The following is a 17,570-nucleotide window of genomic DNA, read 5'->3' as shown; positions in this document are numbered from 1 at the left end:
CTATTGTCTGTTCTAAAAAGGGATCGGCGAATTGCATTCGCCGAAAAATTGCAGACACGATTGAAAACTGCATCCCCTTTCTGAAAACCAAAAATCATAATTATCAACACCCTTCTTTTCATACTATAAACGAAAAAGCTGTTAGTTAGCGTTTTCTAATTTGTACTTTTGATTGAATAATTCTGTCCAGATGAAAAAGTATCTTATTATTATATCTGTTGTTATAATTGGCGGGCTTGCAGCTTACTTTTTTTGGAATAAAAACGAGGCCGTATTTGCCCGGGAAACCTCCTTTTACAAAGCAGTACCTGTTTCCTCCCCTTTCTTCCTCGAACTCAGTTCGCTGCACACACTTCCGGTGGAGAATGAAATACTGGAAGGACTCTCGGCCATTGAAGGCATTCACTGGCTCACAAGCACCAGTCAGCAAATCGACACACTGATCAGAAACAACCGCGACATACAAAACTCGCTGAGCAAACGTCCGTTTGTGGTAGCTTTCGATTTTGTGGGAGAAAACAAACTGCAACCGCTTATCATTTCGCAAATGAAAAGCTCGCACGAACTGAATTCGCTCGAGGTGCTGATTTCCGGCCTTCTCCATACACCCGCTTCTTCGTTTACCTCCAAAAAATACAACGGCCACAAAATAACGCAGGTCGCCAACAGCCGCCGACCGGGAAGCATCAGTTTTGCAGCGCTCGACGGACTCGTCTTGATCAGTCCCGAGGTGATTTTAGTGGAGAAAGGAATCCGGCAATTGAGCGCCGGCAACCTGCTCGACAACCACGATTTTGTAAAAGTCAACAAATCGGTTACCTCGCAAACCAAAATTGCCTGGTACATCAACCACAGCCGTTTCCCCGAGCTAAGCACCCGTCTTTTAAATGGAAAAAGAACCACCGTCAGCAACGAGTTTGGCGAGTCGTATACCGTAAGTCCGCAGCGGGCTGTGCGCGACATGGCAAACTTTGCAGGGTGGAGCGAACTCGATGTTTCGCTTGATAAAAAAAGTATAAAAGCCAACGGCATAACCACTGCCTCCGACTCGCTCAACAACTTCCTGTCGGTATTTGCGGGGCAGGAGCCCGTTGCCGGGGAAGCCAAAAGAGTGCTGCCCGAAAACACGGCCTGGTACATCAGTTTTTCGTTTTCGGACCGGAAAAAATTCTTTGAGCGGCTCGAACAATACTTCAGACGAACCAACGATTTTTACCAGCGTGAGGAAAAAATCAAGAAGATGGAGCGGGCACTGTCGGTTGATTTTAAAACCACTTTTGAAGGGATGATCCACAACCAGGCAATCGGCGCGGTTACTTCTTTTAGTGAAGGGAAACCTGCCGGCAGCCTGTTTATCTTTAACCTGAATTCGCGGAAAGATGCGCAAGCAGCCATGGAGAATATGATACGCAGCTATGCCGGAAGAAACAAACTGGAGCCCGGAAAACTTATTTCTGACTACAGCAATGCCAATGGCGACAAACACCAAATCTACCAGTTTCCCTTCCCTTCCCTTCCGTCCGTTTGGCTAAGCGATGCCTTTGTGTCGGCACAGGCATCTTATGCGGCCTTTTACGGCGGTTACCTGGTGTTTGCCAGCTCTGAAAAAACACTTCAGAACTGCCTCGACAACCTGGGCTCGGGAAACACGCTGGGAGACGCGCCGCTTTACAACTCCTACTCGCAAAACATGGAAAGCCGCTCGAACGTGGAGCTTTACACCGATATCAACCGAAGTTACGAGTGGAACCAGGCGTTGCTGAGCGAATCGATGAAGGGCGCTTTTAAAACCCACGAAGAATCGCTACGGAAGTTCGACGCTTTCAGCTGGCAGATCATTTGCGAAAAAGACCTGTTTTTTAATGCCGCCTGCCTGAGTTTCGACAGCCGCCCCAAAACTTCGGGCCGTGCTGCCTGGCAAATCAACCTGGGCGGAGCCATCGAAATGAAACCCCAGATAGTAGCCAACTACAACAACAAAGCCACACAGGACGTGCTGGTTCAGGACAAAGACAACCAATTGCACTTGGTCTCTGAAAGCGGCACCAAAATCTGGAGCATCCCGATCAGCGGGAAGATATTGGGCGAAGTTTTCCAGATCGACTTTTTCCGCAACGGCAAACTTCAGTTCCTGTTTAATACCCGCGAGAAGTTATACCTCATCGATCGCAACGGCAACAATGTAAGCGGATTCCCGGTGGCATTTTCATCGCCGGCAACCAACGGGGTAAGTGTTTTCGACTACGACAACAACCGCAAGTACCGCTATTTTGTGGCTTGCGAAAACCGAAAAGTGATCGCCTACGACCACAATGGCAAGATTGTTTCAGGATGGAATTTTGATAAAACTACGGGCGAAGTAAACACGCCGGTGCAACATTTCAGGGTGGCCGGCAAAGACTACATCGTTTTTAAAGACAACGCCCGGGTTTACATACAGGACCGCCGTGGCGCCACCCGTGTTAAAACCGCCGCATCGTTCGAGAACTCAGCCAACCCGCTGATACTAAACCTCGACGGAACACCCAAAATGGTAGCAACCGACAAAGACGGCGTAGTGTATTACCTGTATTTCGACGGACGCTATGTTCAGAAAAACGCCGGGAAATACAGCAGCAAACACCTGTTTAACATGAGCGACCTGAACGGCAACGGCATTCCTGACTTTATTTTTGTGGACGGAAACAAACTGGAAGTGATCGACGAAAACGGCAAAAAACAGTATTCCGAAAAGTTTGACAACACCATCACCGAATATCCCAATGTGTACACTTTTTCGGCCAACCAGAAAATGGTGGGCGTGTCGGATGCACGAGCCGAAAAGATCTACCTGTTTAAACCCGACGGAAAGCAGTACGATGGCTTCCCGATGCGCGGCAGCAGTGCCTTTAGCATTGGCCCGCTCACACAAGGGCAACTGAGCGTGGTGGTTGGCAGCAGCAATGGCAAACTGTACAGTTACGGAGTGAAATGAGCTGAGGGCTTCGAGCTGCGGGCAAAATACGGCAACACGGCACATCCCCTTCTGATTGCTTCTCCGTCCGTCGGCTGACGGACGAATCGCAATGACGTCCGTTTTTTGTTTTCGTTTGGCAGCGGACATAGGGTGTGGTAACTGGAAATTGTCCGCTGCTGTCCGCTGCCCAAACACCTTCACGTTGGTGTCATGGCGAGGGATCCGTCCGTCCACGGACGGACAAGCGGAGACCGAAGCCAACCTTTCAAGAATCATTGTTAAATTGTAAAGAGCATGGAGTAAAGAGCATGGAACTTCGAGCAACGAGCTCGACTCTGAACTCTAAATACTGCGACAGCAGCACCCCCTCCGTCATTCCGTCGTCACAGCCTCTGGAATTCCTCGTCCCCCTGAAAAATGGGGATAAATTAAAAGCTGCGGGCACGAGCTTCGAGCATCGGAAATCCATTATCCAGTTGCAATGCCTGCTTAAAGTGAAACAATGTGACCTTTCCTGCAATAGCTTACAAATATTTATATATTTAACGAATGGGTAAATTGAAATTGAAAACAAATCCTCAGGTAGAAGCAGTTTTTGCGAATTATCCCGACTTTGTCCGGGATAAAATGCAATTTCTGCGGAAATTGGTAATTGAAACAGCGGAAGAGACAGAAGGAGTAACAGATTTGGAAGAAACGCTGAAATGGGGAGAACCAAGTTTTGTAACCAAAAACGGCAGCACCTTGCGAATGGATTGGAAAGAAAAAACACCTGAACAATATGCAATGTATTTCCAATGTACGAGTAGGCTGGTAGATACTTTCAGATTAGTTTTTGACCATAAATTTAAATACGAAGGGAAAAGAGCAATCGTTTTTCAATTGAACCAGAAAGTTCCTGAATTGGAATTAAAAGAATGCATAAAAGCATCTTTAAGATACCATAATGTGAAAGACCAAATAACCCTGGGAATATGAGAACCGAATCTCGTCCCAACCTCCGTTTCCGCCGGACAATCCCGAGTACTCGGGACCGCCACTTCCTCATACCAACCGTTAATCTTGCAATTATTATAAATCCAGCAACAGAACACAGCCCACTACCCTCGTTTACAGACCTGATGCAGACATAGAAACCTCCCCCAAACGCGTTTAATCCATTTACGCAATTCTAAAACATGTTCTTTATCAGAAGCACCTGTACTTTTTATGTTTACTTTTATGAAAACTAAAAGCCATTGAATACGCACCCATACATAAAATTTCAAAAATCCGGTTTACTTCTTTACCCGTAGGATCACCCGTATTTTAGTACCGGAAAACACCCTTAAAACCAAGAGCATCCGACAGTGAATTACCCAACAACAGATATAAGTTAAAACCAATGATCATGAAAACAATTAAATCCCTTTTGAATGTATGTATCCTCGGCTTCCTTGTTTTGAGTTGCGAAAAAGAAGACAAGACAGAAACGTATATAAATACGATTGAAGTGCAGAATATTACCAGCTATTCGGCTGAATGTACAAGCGAAATATCGGGAGACGAAAGCTTTCCAATAGTTGCGCGCGGTGTATGTTGGGGAAAAAACGAACAACCAACACTGGGCAATTCATTCTCGGTTGATGACGGCGGCTTTGGTGCCTCGTCCAGCAAAATTACCGGTCTGAATGCCAACTCGCTCTATTACCTCCGGGCTTATTACCGAAGCGAAACAGACACTGTTTACGGAAATCAGATCGAATTCAGCACACCCGACTATATTCTGTTTAATCCGGAACTAACTTATGGCACGGTAACCGACATCGATGGGAATGAATACAAAACCATTCAGATTGGCGACCAAACCTGGATCGCAGAAAATTTAAAAACAACGCGGTACCAGAATGGAGATGCAATTACTCACGAAACCGATTTATACAAATGGGGACATTTTCAGATTCAGACAGGAGCCTACATTTTCTACGACAACAATGAGTCAAATAAGGACGTTCACGGCGCCCTTTACAATTGGTATGCTGCCTCCGACAGCCGCAACATTGCACCGGAGGGCTGGCGTGTTCCTACCGTGGAAGACTGGAAAAAACTGAGCGATTATATCTCCCCGTTTCAAAACGGATATTACGGATATAAACTTCGTGAAACAACTTCTGCCCACTGGAGCTTTTATGATCCAATGAGATTGGCTTCGACCAACAGTACCGGATTTACAGCCATACCGTCGGGGAAAGCAGTTTCGGGCAAATTTATGGACCTGGGTGCCCAATATGCCTACTACTGGACCGGCACCGGCACACAAGATGGCTCAAGCTGCATATACCTGGGTGAAGACATTGCAATAGATTTTATGCAGCCCAATGCCAGAGGATTCAGCATCCGGTGTATCAAAAACTAAAATTTCCCTGCTGTAACAGAGGTTTTCTTTCAAATACAAAAGAAGCAGAACAGGAACAGCGAGGGAGTCCAAAAGTCTGTTAGCAGAATTAAACTCTTTCATATTGAAAGGTTCCAGTTCTTCCTCGTTTAGCCATCGGGGGAAGGAAACCCTGCTGTCAGTCGCCGGAGAGGCAGAAAGAAGCCTATTCCTCCTCTTCCTCTTCGGTTTCCGGTTCGTTTGTTTCCGGCTCTTCAAGCTCCGGGTCATCTGTATCCGGCACCTCGGCAGCTCCCCTAAAATCGTCGCCTGCGAAAGTATCTTCCGCCACCGGCTCTTCCACTGTTTCTTCCTCCTCTGTATCGTCTTCAAACGGATTTACACCGTTGGTAAAGATCGGGTTGGACGCCGGTTTTTTCTCTACGGGCACATAGCCTTGGGGCACCGCTGATTCGGATGGTTCGTAAGGGAAAACATCCACAATGGTACTAACGGCCATCGAAGAAACAACGTAAGGAATTACGAGGTAATTCAGGCTTTCATCCAAACGATCGAGCGACTCACGAATGTCGTCGGCCATGATCAGGTAGTAAGTGCGCAACTTTTTCTCTTTCCCGGCTTCCTCGTCAACAGTCACCAGGTTAATGGTTGCCTTAAACCACCACTCACCGGTTTCGAAAGGAAACACTTCTGCAATCCTGGATTTCTTGATATCAACAATCGTAAACTCGCCACCGCGCACCATTTCCTGCATTTTACGGATAATACGTGTTTCGGCATCGGTATACGAAACTGCATCCAGCAGGAAGTTTTCGGTTACCATCTGTTCGGTTCCGCTTTCAGAAACCTTCATGTATTTTACTTTGCTTTCGAACCAGGTCTGCATCATGATCTTTCAGATTTTTTGAGTCAGCAAAAATAACGATCGGGCAGCTTTACCCACCAGAAACTTATTTTATTTATCAACAAATCGAGGGAATTAAATCGCTTCTAACCTGAAGTAGTGATGCGACCTGGAAAGAAAGCCTTGAGCATTGAGCCATCAGCTTCGAACTATTGCCAAACTGTAAAACGGTTAAATTGCAGAATGAGCTTTGAGCTACGAGCAAAATACAGCAACACGGCATAACCTCTTCAGATTGCCTCTCCGTCCGTCGTTTGACAGACAAGCGGAGACCGAAGCCAACCTTTCATGAATCATTCATAAGCTATCAAAAAGCATGGAACTTTGAGCTAACTCTGAACACTGAACATTGAACTCTGAACTATCTCACCCCCTCCGTCATTCCGTCGTCAGAGCCTCCGGAATTCCTCGTCCCCCTGAATGGGGACAAAGAAGAAGCGCTACGAGCAAAATACAGCAACACGGCATAACAGCAACACCGAACCACAAGCTATTACTAAACTACAAAATTGAAATCTGCCATCTAAAATCGTTAATCATCATTCGACATTTCCTTACCCGTAACTTCCGCTTGTGACTCAAAGATCCAGCAGACATACAATGCATTCAGCAAAAAAACCGGCTGCCTTGCGACAACCGGTTCATCCTCCTTTTAATCTAACTAAACTAACTCCCCTTGACCTTAATTGAATATGAAAAAATATAATAATTGTTAGGTTATGTTTATTCTCTTTTGTGATAGCTTGGGGAAAGGCCCCACCCGCTGGCGGGGCCATAAACAGACAGCTACAGACTTAAAAGCTGAAGAAGATTAGTTGTAGGCACTCTCACCATGCTCGTATACATCGAGGCCCTCTTCTTCAATGCGCTTAGAAACGCGCAAGATATTTGCTTTCTTCAGGACGAAGAACAGAATCAATCCCATACCAAATGCCCACACAAAAAAGGTAAGCACTCCTATTGCCTGAACACCCAGCAATTTTGCTCCGTGCCCGTAGAACAAACCTTCGGAAGTGGAAAACAATCCAACAGCCAGGGTACCAAAAGCACCGCAAACGCCGTGTACCGAAACGGCCCCCACAGGATCGTCGACCCTTATTATTTTATCGAAGAATTCTACGACAAAAGGTAAACTAAAACCGGCAATAACACCGATCATTACAGCTCCCTCCGGGTTAACGGCATCGCAACCGGCGGTAATTGCCACCAGGCCTGCCAAAGCGCCGTTCAGTGAAAGCGACAAGGTAGGACGCTTGTAACGAAACCAGGCCACAATCATGGCGGTAACCGCCCCGGCAGCAGCTGCCAGGTTGGTAGTAACAGCAATATGGCCAATGGCTACGGCATTCTCGGTACCGGCGGCAGCCAGTTGCGAACCCGGGTTAAACCCGAACCAGCCAAACCAAAGAATAAATACCCCGAGCGCCCCCAAAGTGAGGTTGTGCCCCGGAATGGCGTTTACTTTTCCATCTTTTCCGTACTTCCCAATACGCGGGCCGATCATGGCCGCTCCGGCCAATCCAATCCAGCCCCCTACCGAGTGCACAATCGAAGACCCCGCAAAATCGTGAAAACCAAGCTGACTCAACCAGCCGCCACCCCAGGTCCAGTGTCCCGAAACGGGGTAAATAAGTACCGAAACCACGATGGTAAAAATCAGGTACGATTTAAATTCGGTGCGTTCGGCCATAGCTCCCGACACGATGGTTGCGGCCGTGGCACAAAATACGGTCTGGAAAAACAGATCGGAATAATCGGCGTAATTGTCGCCAAAACCATCGCTCATAAAAAACAGGTCGGGCATGCCCACAAAACCACCGATTGAATCGCCATACATCAATGTAAAACCGATAATCCAGTACAACAGGGACCCAATTGAAAAGTCCATTAAGTTTTTCATCAGAATGTTTGCGGTGTTTTTCGAGCGGGTAAAACCAGCCTCCACCATTGCAAAACCGGGTTGCATAAACATCACCAGAAATCCGGCAATCAATAACCACATATTGTCGAGACCTATCTGCAGGCCTTGTAAAGTTTCTTCCATGATCATCTAATTTTTTTCAGTTATTACTCCTCTTTTCCTTTGATGTAAAGCGACTCGTCGCCCTCTTCACCGGTTCTGATCCGGTACGATTCTTCGATGGGCAGAATAAAAATCTTCCCGTCGCCAATTTCACCGGTCCTGGCGGCACTCAGAATGGCGGAAATGGTTTTATCCACATTCTTGTCGCGCACGATAATCTCCAGCTTGGTGCGTTCTATTGTACTGGTGTCGTACACAACACCGCGGTAAACCCGGCCTTCGCGGGCCTGGCCAATACCTCTTACATCCCAGAAAGAGAAGAACCCGATACCCGCCTCATACAGCGCATCTTTTACTTCTTCGAATTTTGTTTTGCGTATAATCGCTTCAATTTTTTTCATCGTTTTTTATTTTAGTTTGAACCGCAAGTCACAATCATTTCAGAGTCGCTGATCCTTACAGAGAGATACCAACAACAATGTGAAAGGACTCATACGAAGGATTTAAAATGACGGCTCCCGAAAGCGGAAGAGAGAAACTGTCGGTGATTTTAATTTCTTTCGAGGTTGAAACACTGATGTTACAGATATCAAAACCCGCATCATCTTTCATCGAGTATTGTCCGGTTCCGCCGCCCAGTGCGAGATCAACAGGACCGGCAGTTACGCCTGCCTCGAGGTAAAGATCGCCCGAAGCATCTCCGTTTTTCCCGGCATCGTCGTAAAACATGTAGGCAGCAGTTAAGCTTACAGGGCCCAAACCAAGGCCAACCATGGGTTCAAAATAATGATTGTCGCCATCTGTCCACGAAGTTGGATCACTGGTTGTCCCCGGAAAATAGTAGTCGGTAATGGTTAAACTCAGCGAAGCGTTTTCTCCCAGATCAAATCCGTAGCTTGCATACAAATCGGCTTCGGCAGCTTCATTATCCGAAACACAATAAGAACCCCAGGCCCCCAGGGCAAAACCGGCTACACTGAATTCAACATAGGGCTGAAAAGCTGCGCCTTCGCCAAATTTAATCCCCCTCCAAACGTAGCTGCTGTAAATATCCAAACCGGCATCAACCTCCTGGGCTTTTAGAGCCGGCGCCGTAAAGGCAAAAAGCAATAACATACTTACAGCAATGAGTAGTGTCTTTTTCATAGTGGTAAAAATTAAAAGTTAAACTTATTGTCAATATTTTTATCAAAAAACAGAAATACCCCTACTTTCAAAAAGGAATCTATTCTATTTTTTATCTTTTATTAGCATCGACCCCCTCTATTTTTAGTCTACACTTCAAAAGAATACATTTTTCCAAGCACACACCCCTATTCGAAATAAAACAAGCGCATCACTTAACAAATTATTAACGATAAGACCGATTTGATTTCTTTTTGATACGCAAATGAAATATGAAATAACTTTTTGACACCAATGCACACTTCTACCGACATTAAGTACAATAAAGCCGACCTGTAAAACAGCAGAAACAAAAAGAAAGCCAGCCAGAAAAGCCTGCCTGCCACAAAAAATCGACGAGAGAAATATGCGTAAATCCTGATTAAAGGGTTATCGAAAAAAGCCAGCTACCTGGGGCATAAATTGCAACAGCTGTGCAAAAAGTTATTTTGCGCCTGCTAAAAACTCCGCTCTGCAAGTCAGATGGAATTTTTTAGTTCATCATTCCCAAACAAAACTTCAGGAGCCAGGATAAAAAGAGGAAAGCCATCTTCCATCAGAGAATGATTCTACCTCGCCCGAAAGCGACTATCTGATAAAAGATGAGAGCGATCTTACAAAAGATTATGTCTCCACCCTGCCCGACGGCCTTTCTCTTGTATAAGAGGAAGACCATCTTCCATCAGAGAATCGTTCTACCCTACCCGATGGCGGCTATCTGATAAAAGAGGAGGTCTCTCTTACAAAAGATATCGGTTCTACCCCGTCAGCGAGACGTTCTCTGGCATAAGATAAGGACCATCTTATAGCAGATGATGATTTTACCCTTCACGTAAAATAGCAGGGTTAGAAAAAAAAGTGGATTGAAACGACTCGCCACAACGACCGGGGACGAGCCAATAAAAGCATATATTTCAAGAAACTACCTCAAAATAACCAGGTACATTTTTTGAAACCTGGAGGCCCGCTTGTTGGGATTTAGAAAATTAATCGACTGGCTGGTTACTTTTCGATGCTCAGTGAATTCGTGAGCCACTTCCATGTCCAACCCCATTTCCTGTAGCTCCTTGTAGCCCGACTCAGAAGTATAGAGCCACGCTCCCGGATGTGGCAAAAAGTCATCCAGCATTTGCCTGGTCTGCAAAAATCCGCCATACGAGTCAGAATACAGCAACAACTCCCACAAACGCGCTTCCTGACCATAGATATTCAGCGTTGCCCCGGGTTCTGCCATTTTATTAAAAATCTCAGCGGCTTCCATCGAAGTATCGTACTTACACATATTCGGGAGCATGTTGTAGTTAATGGTAAACAAAAGAGCCGAAGAGGCCAAAAGCAATACCTGCAGCTGCTTTTTCAGGTCTGCCCTGCGAAATACAAGATAAACAACCAACGCAAAAAGAGTGACCACTATTACCCAGTAAATGATCCTTGTTTCCGGGAAGAAGAATGCGGACATAAACGGAATCAACGTAAAAAACAGAAGCGCTATTACTTTATTAATAACCGAAATTACTTTTGCTTTTTTGGAAAACTGCTCTTCCCCGAAAATACGTACGGTCCACTTCGCCGTTATGATAAAAAGGAACGGAATCGCACTCAACATGTAATGCGGATTTTTTTGCCGGGCCACACTCAGTATCCCCAAAAAGAAAACCACTGCTGCAATGTTTGCCACCTCAACCGCATTTATATCGGCCTTTTTCAGCCGCACCAGACTTTTAATTTCATTAAACATGGCTACAATCATAAACACAGTCCACGGCAACAACATGTACATGGAAGTATGAATGTAAAAAGAGTAGTCGGTGTTCGTGCCCTGGTAAGAACCGGTTACGCGCCCCATGTTATTGGTCCAGAAATAAAACTTGATTCCCTCGAGCCCAAACTGACGAAACAAACCCAGCAGTGCAGGAATAATAATAATTGCAACAATTACCGCCGCAACAACCCACCTAAGGTTAAAAACATCGCGCCATTGCCTGTGCACCACCAAACTGGCCCCCACGGCAAAAGCAGGAATGAGCATACCAACGGGCCCTTTGGTTAGCATCGATAAACCAACACCCACGGCCCCCAATACAAACTGGTGCCATTTTCGCTCTTTGAAGTAGGCCATAAACTGCCATACCGAGAAAACCACAAACGACACCAACATCGTATCGGTATGAACATCGTTGTGAAAATGAAGATAGCCAAGCGATGTCATCCAGAAAAGCGCCGCCAGAAAACCGGTTTCTTTGCCGTAAAACAAGCGCCCCAGGCGAAAAGTAGAATAAACACCAATCAGCGAAACCAACAGAACCGAAATTTTGTAGGCCGAAACCGACAAACCGAAAATACTGAAAGTAGTGGCTGCCACCCAAAACAACATCGGTGGTTTCTGATCGTAAGGCGCCCCGCCAATCGTCAGGTTGATCCAGTCTCCGTTTACCAGAATCTCGCGCCCCACTTGTGCATACTTAGCAGCATTCACCAGCAAGGGCACCGGCAGCGAAGAGACAATAACCAAAAGAACCAAAACTGCGATGGTAAGGATAAAATAACGATCTTTTGTCATATTGGTAATTTCAAATAGCTTCCGAATAATAAAAATCTTAATTTTGGCGCAATTTACAATTAAACGCTGAAATGAAACGGGCATGCTATTTTTTTTGATACATACAAATGCCAACAAATCATGCAGGTTTCCATTCTGCCTTCGGAAAGCGGCACAACGGACAGCGCACACTTAATTACAAAAATTCAACAAAATGAAGAAAAAGATATCTGGTTTTTTAATCACCGACATTATTGTTTTGGGAATCATCGTTTGGTTTATCGCTTATGCCAAAATAAAAGCAATGGAAGGCGGCTTTGAGGCCTTTCTCTATGTAGTTCGCGAAGACGGCTGGGTGGAATACCTGACAGCTCTTTTCCTGATACTTTGCGCCATTCTGCTTGGCATAAATGCAGTAAAAGCCTTAAAACGAGCCGACAAAAAGCAGGTTCTCTTTTACACACTGGCTTGCCTGGTGTTTATTTTCGGTTGCGGCGAAGAGATTTCGTGGGGACAACGGATTTTTGGCATCCAATCGGGCGAATATTTTATGGCCAACAACTACCAGGGCGAAACCAACCTGCACAACCTTAAAATCGACGGTGTAGATCTGAACATCCTTATTTTTTCAAAGCTGATGTTTGTGGCGCTGGTTTCTTACTTTGTTCTCCTCCCGCTACTTGCCTGGAAAACAAAATCCATCCGAAAACTTGTGGTTGACTTTGGAGTTCCAATTCCGAGACTTCACCACATTATGATGTTTTTTGTGACCAACATAGCCGTCCTTACATTGATTCAGATGAAAAAAGAAAGTGAGCTGCACGAATTGGCACTTACCGGTGTTTTATTCCTGATATTCCTGAATCCGGCCAAAAGAATCAAAGAGGTTGTAGTCAGGAAATAAATGACTAAGGTTTAAAATTGAAATAGAATTCAAACGACGGATCAGATGTGAGTAATGAGTAACGAGATAAAACAGTAGAATTAAAATTTCAGATACTCAATACTCATATCTCTCTCCTCAAATCTGTTTTGGAATTTTCGGCCACCAAAGTAGCCACAACAAGTCTTCCCTTATTTTCTGTCAACCCGAAAATCAAAGGAAATCAACTCAAAGCAGCCGCCTGCTTTCTTCTGATCTTCATCAGCTTTCTCTTTTTAAAGGCTTTTCGGTTTCGAATAACCACATCCGGAAGATGATTAAAGAAATGTTCCGTAAGCGTATCCTTTCCGCCCCAAATTGGAATCTTGGCGCCAATACGCGTACTGATATCGTACATTAAAAATTCGGACAATTCCAGGCTCTTTGAACTGGCGGCATACACCATCTGCGTTGGGTAAGCAAGGTTTCCGAACGTCGGGATCATCCCAACAAAAAGCGCAATCCAGCGCGGATGACGCTTATCAGCCGGCAACACCAAGCGTTCGTAGATCATTCGGCCCAATGTATAAAGCGTTCGGTATATGATTCCTCCCAAAGCAACGCCCAACACCAACACAGCTTCGTTGATCAGGCCGGCGGCAAACAATGCAGGCAACACAAACAACTCCACCACGTTCATCAGCGGCTTTAAGCCAATCAATATAATAAAGTCAGATAAATACGGACTTGCCAGTTCCCGGTCGGCCTGTTCCCGCAAAAAGTCGGCACTTTTCCGGCTCAGTTGCCCCCGCTTTTCCCAATCCGTAATGCGTTGCTTCAGCAAGGCATCTACACTTTGTTTCCGGTAATCGCCGTTAAAAAGAAAACGTACAGAATCTTTTATCAATTTCAGGTACCGAACAGAACGCAGCCACCCGTAAAGTTTGGCGGGCAACTTAACAAACAACTTTACGAAAGCACGTTTGCCCAACCGCAGCAATTCTTTCTTTATCCATTGAAATTTATGCTCCGAGTAGAACTCGGCCTCTTCCCGCGTAATCTTTTCTTTAATCAGCTGATAATTGATACTTTTCTGAACACGCCCCAAGGCTTTCCATGCTTTCTGGTGTTTATCCAGCTTTTTGATACGCTCCAGCAGCAAAATAAAGCCATCTTCCGACAACAGCCCGACAAGATCTTCCCGTCGCTCTACCACATACGACCTGAGCTTTGGAACATCAACATCATCAAAAAGAGCCCGTTTGTAACGAAAAGACTTGGGCAGATAATACCCCAGCAACGACAGCGGATTCAATGGGAACAACGCCGGAACCCCCGATTCGGCATCAATCCAAATCCAGGTTTTATCTTCTCCCAAAAGGAAATTATTCAACGCGATGGGATTTCCTTTTCCGGCCTGCCAAACCAAGCCATCAAAACCCGAATCAGCCAGCCTTTGCTGCAAGGGTTTCATTACATTCCGGGTGAGATCTCCCAACTCCCAGTCGCACTTTCCGGAAAAGGGATGATGCAATTTTGCGGGCCTCCCTGTTACAAACTCGGTGGATATCTTAAAGGATTTCTCCGGTTCGTGCCAGGCATCGCCAAACGACTTTGCAATTCTGACTTTTGAACCAAACCAGTAGAACAGAAGCTGTTCCAGTATTTGGCGTCTTAAATGCGCACATTTTACCGCGTCTTCGCTCCAGCCGTAAGCATTGGGCGCACCGGTAAGAACATAGTTTACCAAATCAGTAAGGCCGTCTACACCCGAGAAAACCTTTACCGCCAGGTCATTGCCGTCTTCATGAATCCGGTAAACCTTACCCGACCGGCCCTGACCAATCAGTACACCTTCATTCTCTTGTTTCAAATTTGTCTTCATTGCTTAAGAGCGCAAAAATACTAACTTAACTCTAACAAACCTAAATACATAGCTCAGGTTATCTATACATTAACAACCCGGCAGGCATTTTGTCAGACAAAATCTTGAAAATCCGATCGAAATAACTGATTACCAATAAAGATTAGCTAAAAACGGATCTCACAGAACCGCTTCGCGCACCAAAGAATGCTACTTTTTTAAAAGCCCCTCTTTTTCGTTCCAGGGATCAATAAAAACCAGCAATAGAATTGTTACAAAAATGGCTTCCCACAACTCCCATATTCTTCTGTCGGGAACAAGTAAAATGGGCAAAGTACATGCAAGCAGCATCACTGAATATTTAAAGCGCGGCAACTGAACACCAAACAGATCGACCAGTTTTTTAAACCCATTCCATTTCCGGTAAAGGATAAGGGAAAGGACAAAGTAGGTACCAAAAACAATCACCAGGCCTTGCGAAAAGATAAGCTTGTTGATATTCACGCCGCCAATTTCCAGGTTATGAAGATTGGTTTCTCCCTGCAGGTTGTTTTGCATAAAATAGTCGCCGGCCTGAATGCCAAAAATCCGCTGCCCCCACGAAATTTCTTCGCCAAAACCAAAGAACGCTCCCAAAACGATCAGCACATTCAGAAACATCCAGAACTTGTTTCTCTCTCCACGCTGCCTGACCAGACGCAGCAACGACAAAATAGAAATCGTTAGTAAACCAAGCGCGGTAATATTTTCAAAAAGCCCGTCTTCGGCTACCATTTTGTGGTAAAAAGGTTCTGCAAAATAAAACGAAGAAATCGCCAGCAACGAACCTGCAATAACGATGTACAATAAAATCTTCAATGTTTTCATCAGCTTACTATTGTTTATTTTGGAGCAAGAGATCAAATCTGCCTACACACCAAAAATCATCCGGAACAAATCACAACCACAGCCCGGCCTGCTTGCCTCTTCAATGAGGGATACGGCCAGCTCTGTTTTCTTAATTTTATTATCCGCACAAATGTAGCAATATTCCCCAAACAGCACTTGTTGAAAAACACTCCTAAATGCACAGAATAAGACTATCTTCTCTTACCTAAAACACCCGGAAATCGCATTCCCTGGAAATCAGTCCCTCGTAACCCCCCCATCAAATTGACCAGAAAAACAACCATACGGTAACATTTGGCTCTTTTACCCCCAAGAAACAAACACGAAATTTTATCTTTGCAACGCAAGTCATTCCGTAATTAACTGAAATATTAAGCTGCTGTTTTACACACAAAACTGGCACAAATCCACCCGATTGGCGGATTACACAAAAGAGAATGACTGCAACGCAAGTTCCATCCGTCGGCTGACGGACCGTTGAAACTAAATAATTTTAATCACATGAAACTTTGGGATAAAGGAACACCGGTAAACAAAGCCATCGAAGAATTTACTGTAGGAAAAGACCGCGAACTCGATCTTTATCTTTCTACGCACGACATACTCGGGTCCATGGCGCATGTAACCATGCTTGAATCAGTTGGCCTGATTGAAAAAGATGAACTACCCACCTTGCTCAGCGAACTCAAAAAACTATACAAGGAAGCAGCTGCAGGTAATTTCACCATCGAAGAAGGTGTAGAGGATGTCCATTCGCAAGTGGAATTTCTGCTTACTCAAAAACTGGGCGATCTGGGGAAAAAGATACACAGCGGACGCTCCAGAAACGACCAGGTTTTACTCGACCTGAAACTCTTTACGCGCGAGGCAATCAAGGAAATTGTTGAAAGCACCAGTGCACTGATTGATGTTCTGCTGAAGAAAGCAGACACAACAAAAGACATTCTGATGCCGGGCTACACCCACCTCCAGGTGGCCATGCCTTCGTCTTTTGGTTTGTGGTTCAGCGCCTACGCCGAAAGCCTTACCGACGACCTGGAATTGTTGGCCTCAGCTTTCAGAATCACCAATCAAAACCCGCTGGGCTCGGCAGCCGGTTATGGCTCTTCATTCCCCTTAAACCGACAGATGACGACCGATTTACTCGGATTCAGCAACATGAACTACAACGTAGTTTACGCCCAAATGGGACGCGGAAAAGTTGAAAAGATCGTTTCGTTTGCCTTGGGCAACCTGGCTTCAACGCTCTCAAAACTTGCCTACGATGTTTGCCTGTTTATGAGCCAAAATTTCAATTTTGTAAGCCTTCCTGCCGAGTTCACCACCGGGTCGAGCATTATGCCGCACAAAAAAAATCCGGATGTATTTGAACTTACCAGGGCACGCTGCAACAAACTCCAGGGAGTTCCGGGGCAGATCAGCATGATTGTCAACAACCTGCCAAGTGGCTATTTCCGCGATCTTCAGATGGTAAAAGAAGTTTTCCTGCCTTCATTCAAGGAAATGAACGACTGCCTGAACATCGTAACTCTTGCAGTAGAAAACATGAGCGTCAACAAGGAGATTCTGAACGATTCGAAATACGATTATCTGTTTAGCGTGGAAGAAGTCAACAAGCTTGTCTTAAACGGAGTTCCATTCCGCGAAGCCTACAAACAAGTGGGGGCACAAATTGAAGAAGGCCGGTTTCATCCTGAAAGATCGGTAGAACACACCCACGAAGGCAGTATTGGCAACCTTTGCCTGAACGAAATTGGTGAAAAAATGACAACGGTGCTACAAGGCTTTCATTTCGAAAGAATTGGAGAAGCGAAAAACAAACTACTGAACGGGTAGCCTCCAAGGCCCGAAAAACCTTAGAAATAGTACAACCCCCAAACATTCGCACCCCACCTATACTCAATTCAATCAGAAAAAGCAAAGTTAATTGTATGTTATTAAACAATCTATTTGGGCTTCATGATTGTAATTCTTCTTGCCTTTCATTATTTTTGGT

12 protein-coding genes are annotated in these 17,570 nt (G+C 45.2%); 5 read left to right on the top strand and 7 right to left on the bottom strand.

Annotated elements, in window-relative coordinates; all coding sequences use genetic code 11:
* Window positions 1–190 precede the first annotated feature (190 nt).
* From D1614_RS04530 to D1614_RS04520, 3 genes are all read left to right on the top strand, one after another.
* On the top strand, window positions 191–2,974 hold the full coding sequence (locus D1614_RS04530) for a PQQ-binding-like beta-propeller repeat protein (RefSeq protein WP_119436705.1): 2,784 nt from the start codon (window positions 191–193) through the stop codon (window positions 2,972–2,974).
* 531 nt (window positions 2,975–3,505) lie between these two features.
* Window positions 3,506–3,934, top strand: a complete 429-nt coding sequence (locus D1614_RS04525; protein ID WP_119436704.1) for a DUF1801 domain-containing protein — start codon at window positions 3,506–3,508, stop codon at window positions 3,932–3,934.
* A gap of 412 nt (window positions 3,935–4,346) precedes the next feature.
* Entirely contained in the window at window positions 4,347–5,351 is a 1,005-nt protein-coding gene (locus tag D1614_RS04520; RefSeq protein ID WP_162304415.1) for a fibrobacter succinogenes major paralogous domain-containing protein, read from the top strand.
* Between the two features lie 184 nt (window positions 5,352–5,535).
* Here the strand turns inward: D1614_RS04520 and D1614_RS04515 are convergent, their stop codons facing one another.
* The 5 genes from D1614_RS04515 to D1614_RS04495 all read right to left on the bottom strand — a co-directional run bounded on the left by D1614_RS04515 (window position 5,536) and on the right by D1614_RS04495 (window position 11,981).
* Window positions 5,536–6,219 carry a DUF4494 domain-containing protein gene (locus D1614_RS04515; RefSeq protein WP_119436702.1) on the bottom strand — a complete coding sequence of 228 codons (684 nt, stop codon included), beginning with the start codon at window positions 6,217–6,219 and terminating at the stop codon, window positions 5,536–5,538.
* Between the two features lie 826 nt (window positions 6,220–7,045).
* On the bottom strand, window positions 7,046–8,278 hold the full coding sequence (locus D1614_RS04510) for an ammonium transporter (protein ID WP_241558078.1): 1,233 nt from the start codon (window positions 8,276–8,278) through the stop codon (window positions 7,046–7,048).
* 23 nt (window positions 8,279–8,301) lie between these two features.
* Window positions 8,302–8,658, bottom strand: coding sequence for a P-II family nitrogen regulator (locus D1614_RS04505; RefSeq protein ID WP_119436700.1), 357 nt, complete (start codon window positions 8,656–8,658; stop codon window positions 8,302–8,304).
* A 55-nt stretch (window positions 8,659–8,713) separates the two neighbouring features.
* Window positions 8,714–9,403: a TorF family putative porin gene (locus tag D1614_RS04500; protein ID WP_119436699.1), complete on the bottom strand. Its 690-nt coding sequence runs from the start codon at window positions 9,401–9,403 to the stop codon at window positions 8,714–8,716.
* Window positions 9,404–10,343: 940 nt separating this feature from the next.
* Window positions 10,344–11,981, bottom strand: a complete 1,638-nt coding sequence (locus tag D1614_RS04495) for an ArnT family glycosyltransferase (RefSeq protein ID WP_162304414.1) — start codon at window positions 11,979–11,981, stop codon at window positions 10,344–10,346.
* A gap of 193 nt (window positions 11,982–12,174) precedes the next feature.
* On the opposite strand from D1614_RS04495, the gene D1614_RS04490 reads away from it, so the two are divergent.
* Window positions 12,175–12,864 (top strand): hypothetical protein, encoded by a 690-nt coding sequence (locus D1614_RS04490; protein ID WP_119436697.1) that lies wholly within the window; start codon window positions 12,175–12,177, stop codon window positions 12,862–12,864.
* 202 nt (window positions 12,865–13,066) lie between these two features.
* Here D1614_RS04490 and D1614_RS04485 read toward each other — a convergent pair whose 3' ends face one another.
* Together D1614_RS04485 and D1614_RS04480 are read right to left on the bottom strand one after the other, a co-directional pair.
* The gene (locus tag D1614_RS04485) at window positions 13,067–14,707 is read right to left on the bottom strand and encodes a hypothetical protein (RefSeq protein ID WP_119436696.1); all 1,641 of its coding nucleotides are present in this window, start codon (window positions 14,705–14,707) and stop codon (window positions 13,067–13,069) included.
* Window positions 14,708–14,896: 189 nt separating this feature from the next.
* Complete coding sequence (locus D1614_RS04480; protein ID WP_119436695.1) at window positions 14,897–15,553, bottom strand: hypothetical protein; 657 nt, start codon at window positions 15,551–15,553, stop codon at window positions 14,897–14,899.
* Between the two features lie 522 nt (window positions 15,554–16,075).
* Here D1614_RS04480 and argH point away from each other — a divergent pair.
* Window positions 16,076–17,410, top strand: a complete 1,335-nt coding sequence (argH, locus tag D1614_RS04475) for an argininosuccinate lyase (protein ID WP_119436694.1) — start codon at window positions 16,076–16,078, stop codon at window positions 17,408–17,410.
* Window positions 17,411–17,570: the final 160 nt, after the last annotated feature.

Origin of the sequence: Maribellus luteus, from assembly GCF_003576475.1 — a bacterium.
Taxonomy (GTDB): Bacteria; Bacteroidota; Bacteroidia; order Bacteroidales; family Prolixibacteraceae; genus Draconibacterium; species Draconibacterium luteum.
This window is presented reverse-complemented; position numbering and strand designations above follow the sequence as displayed.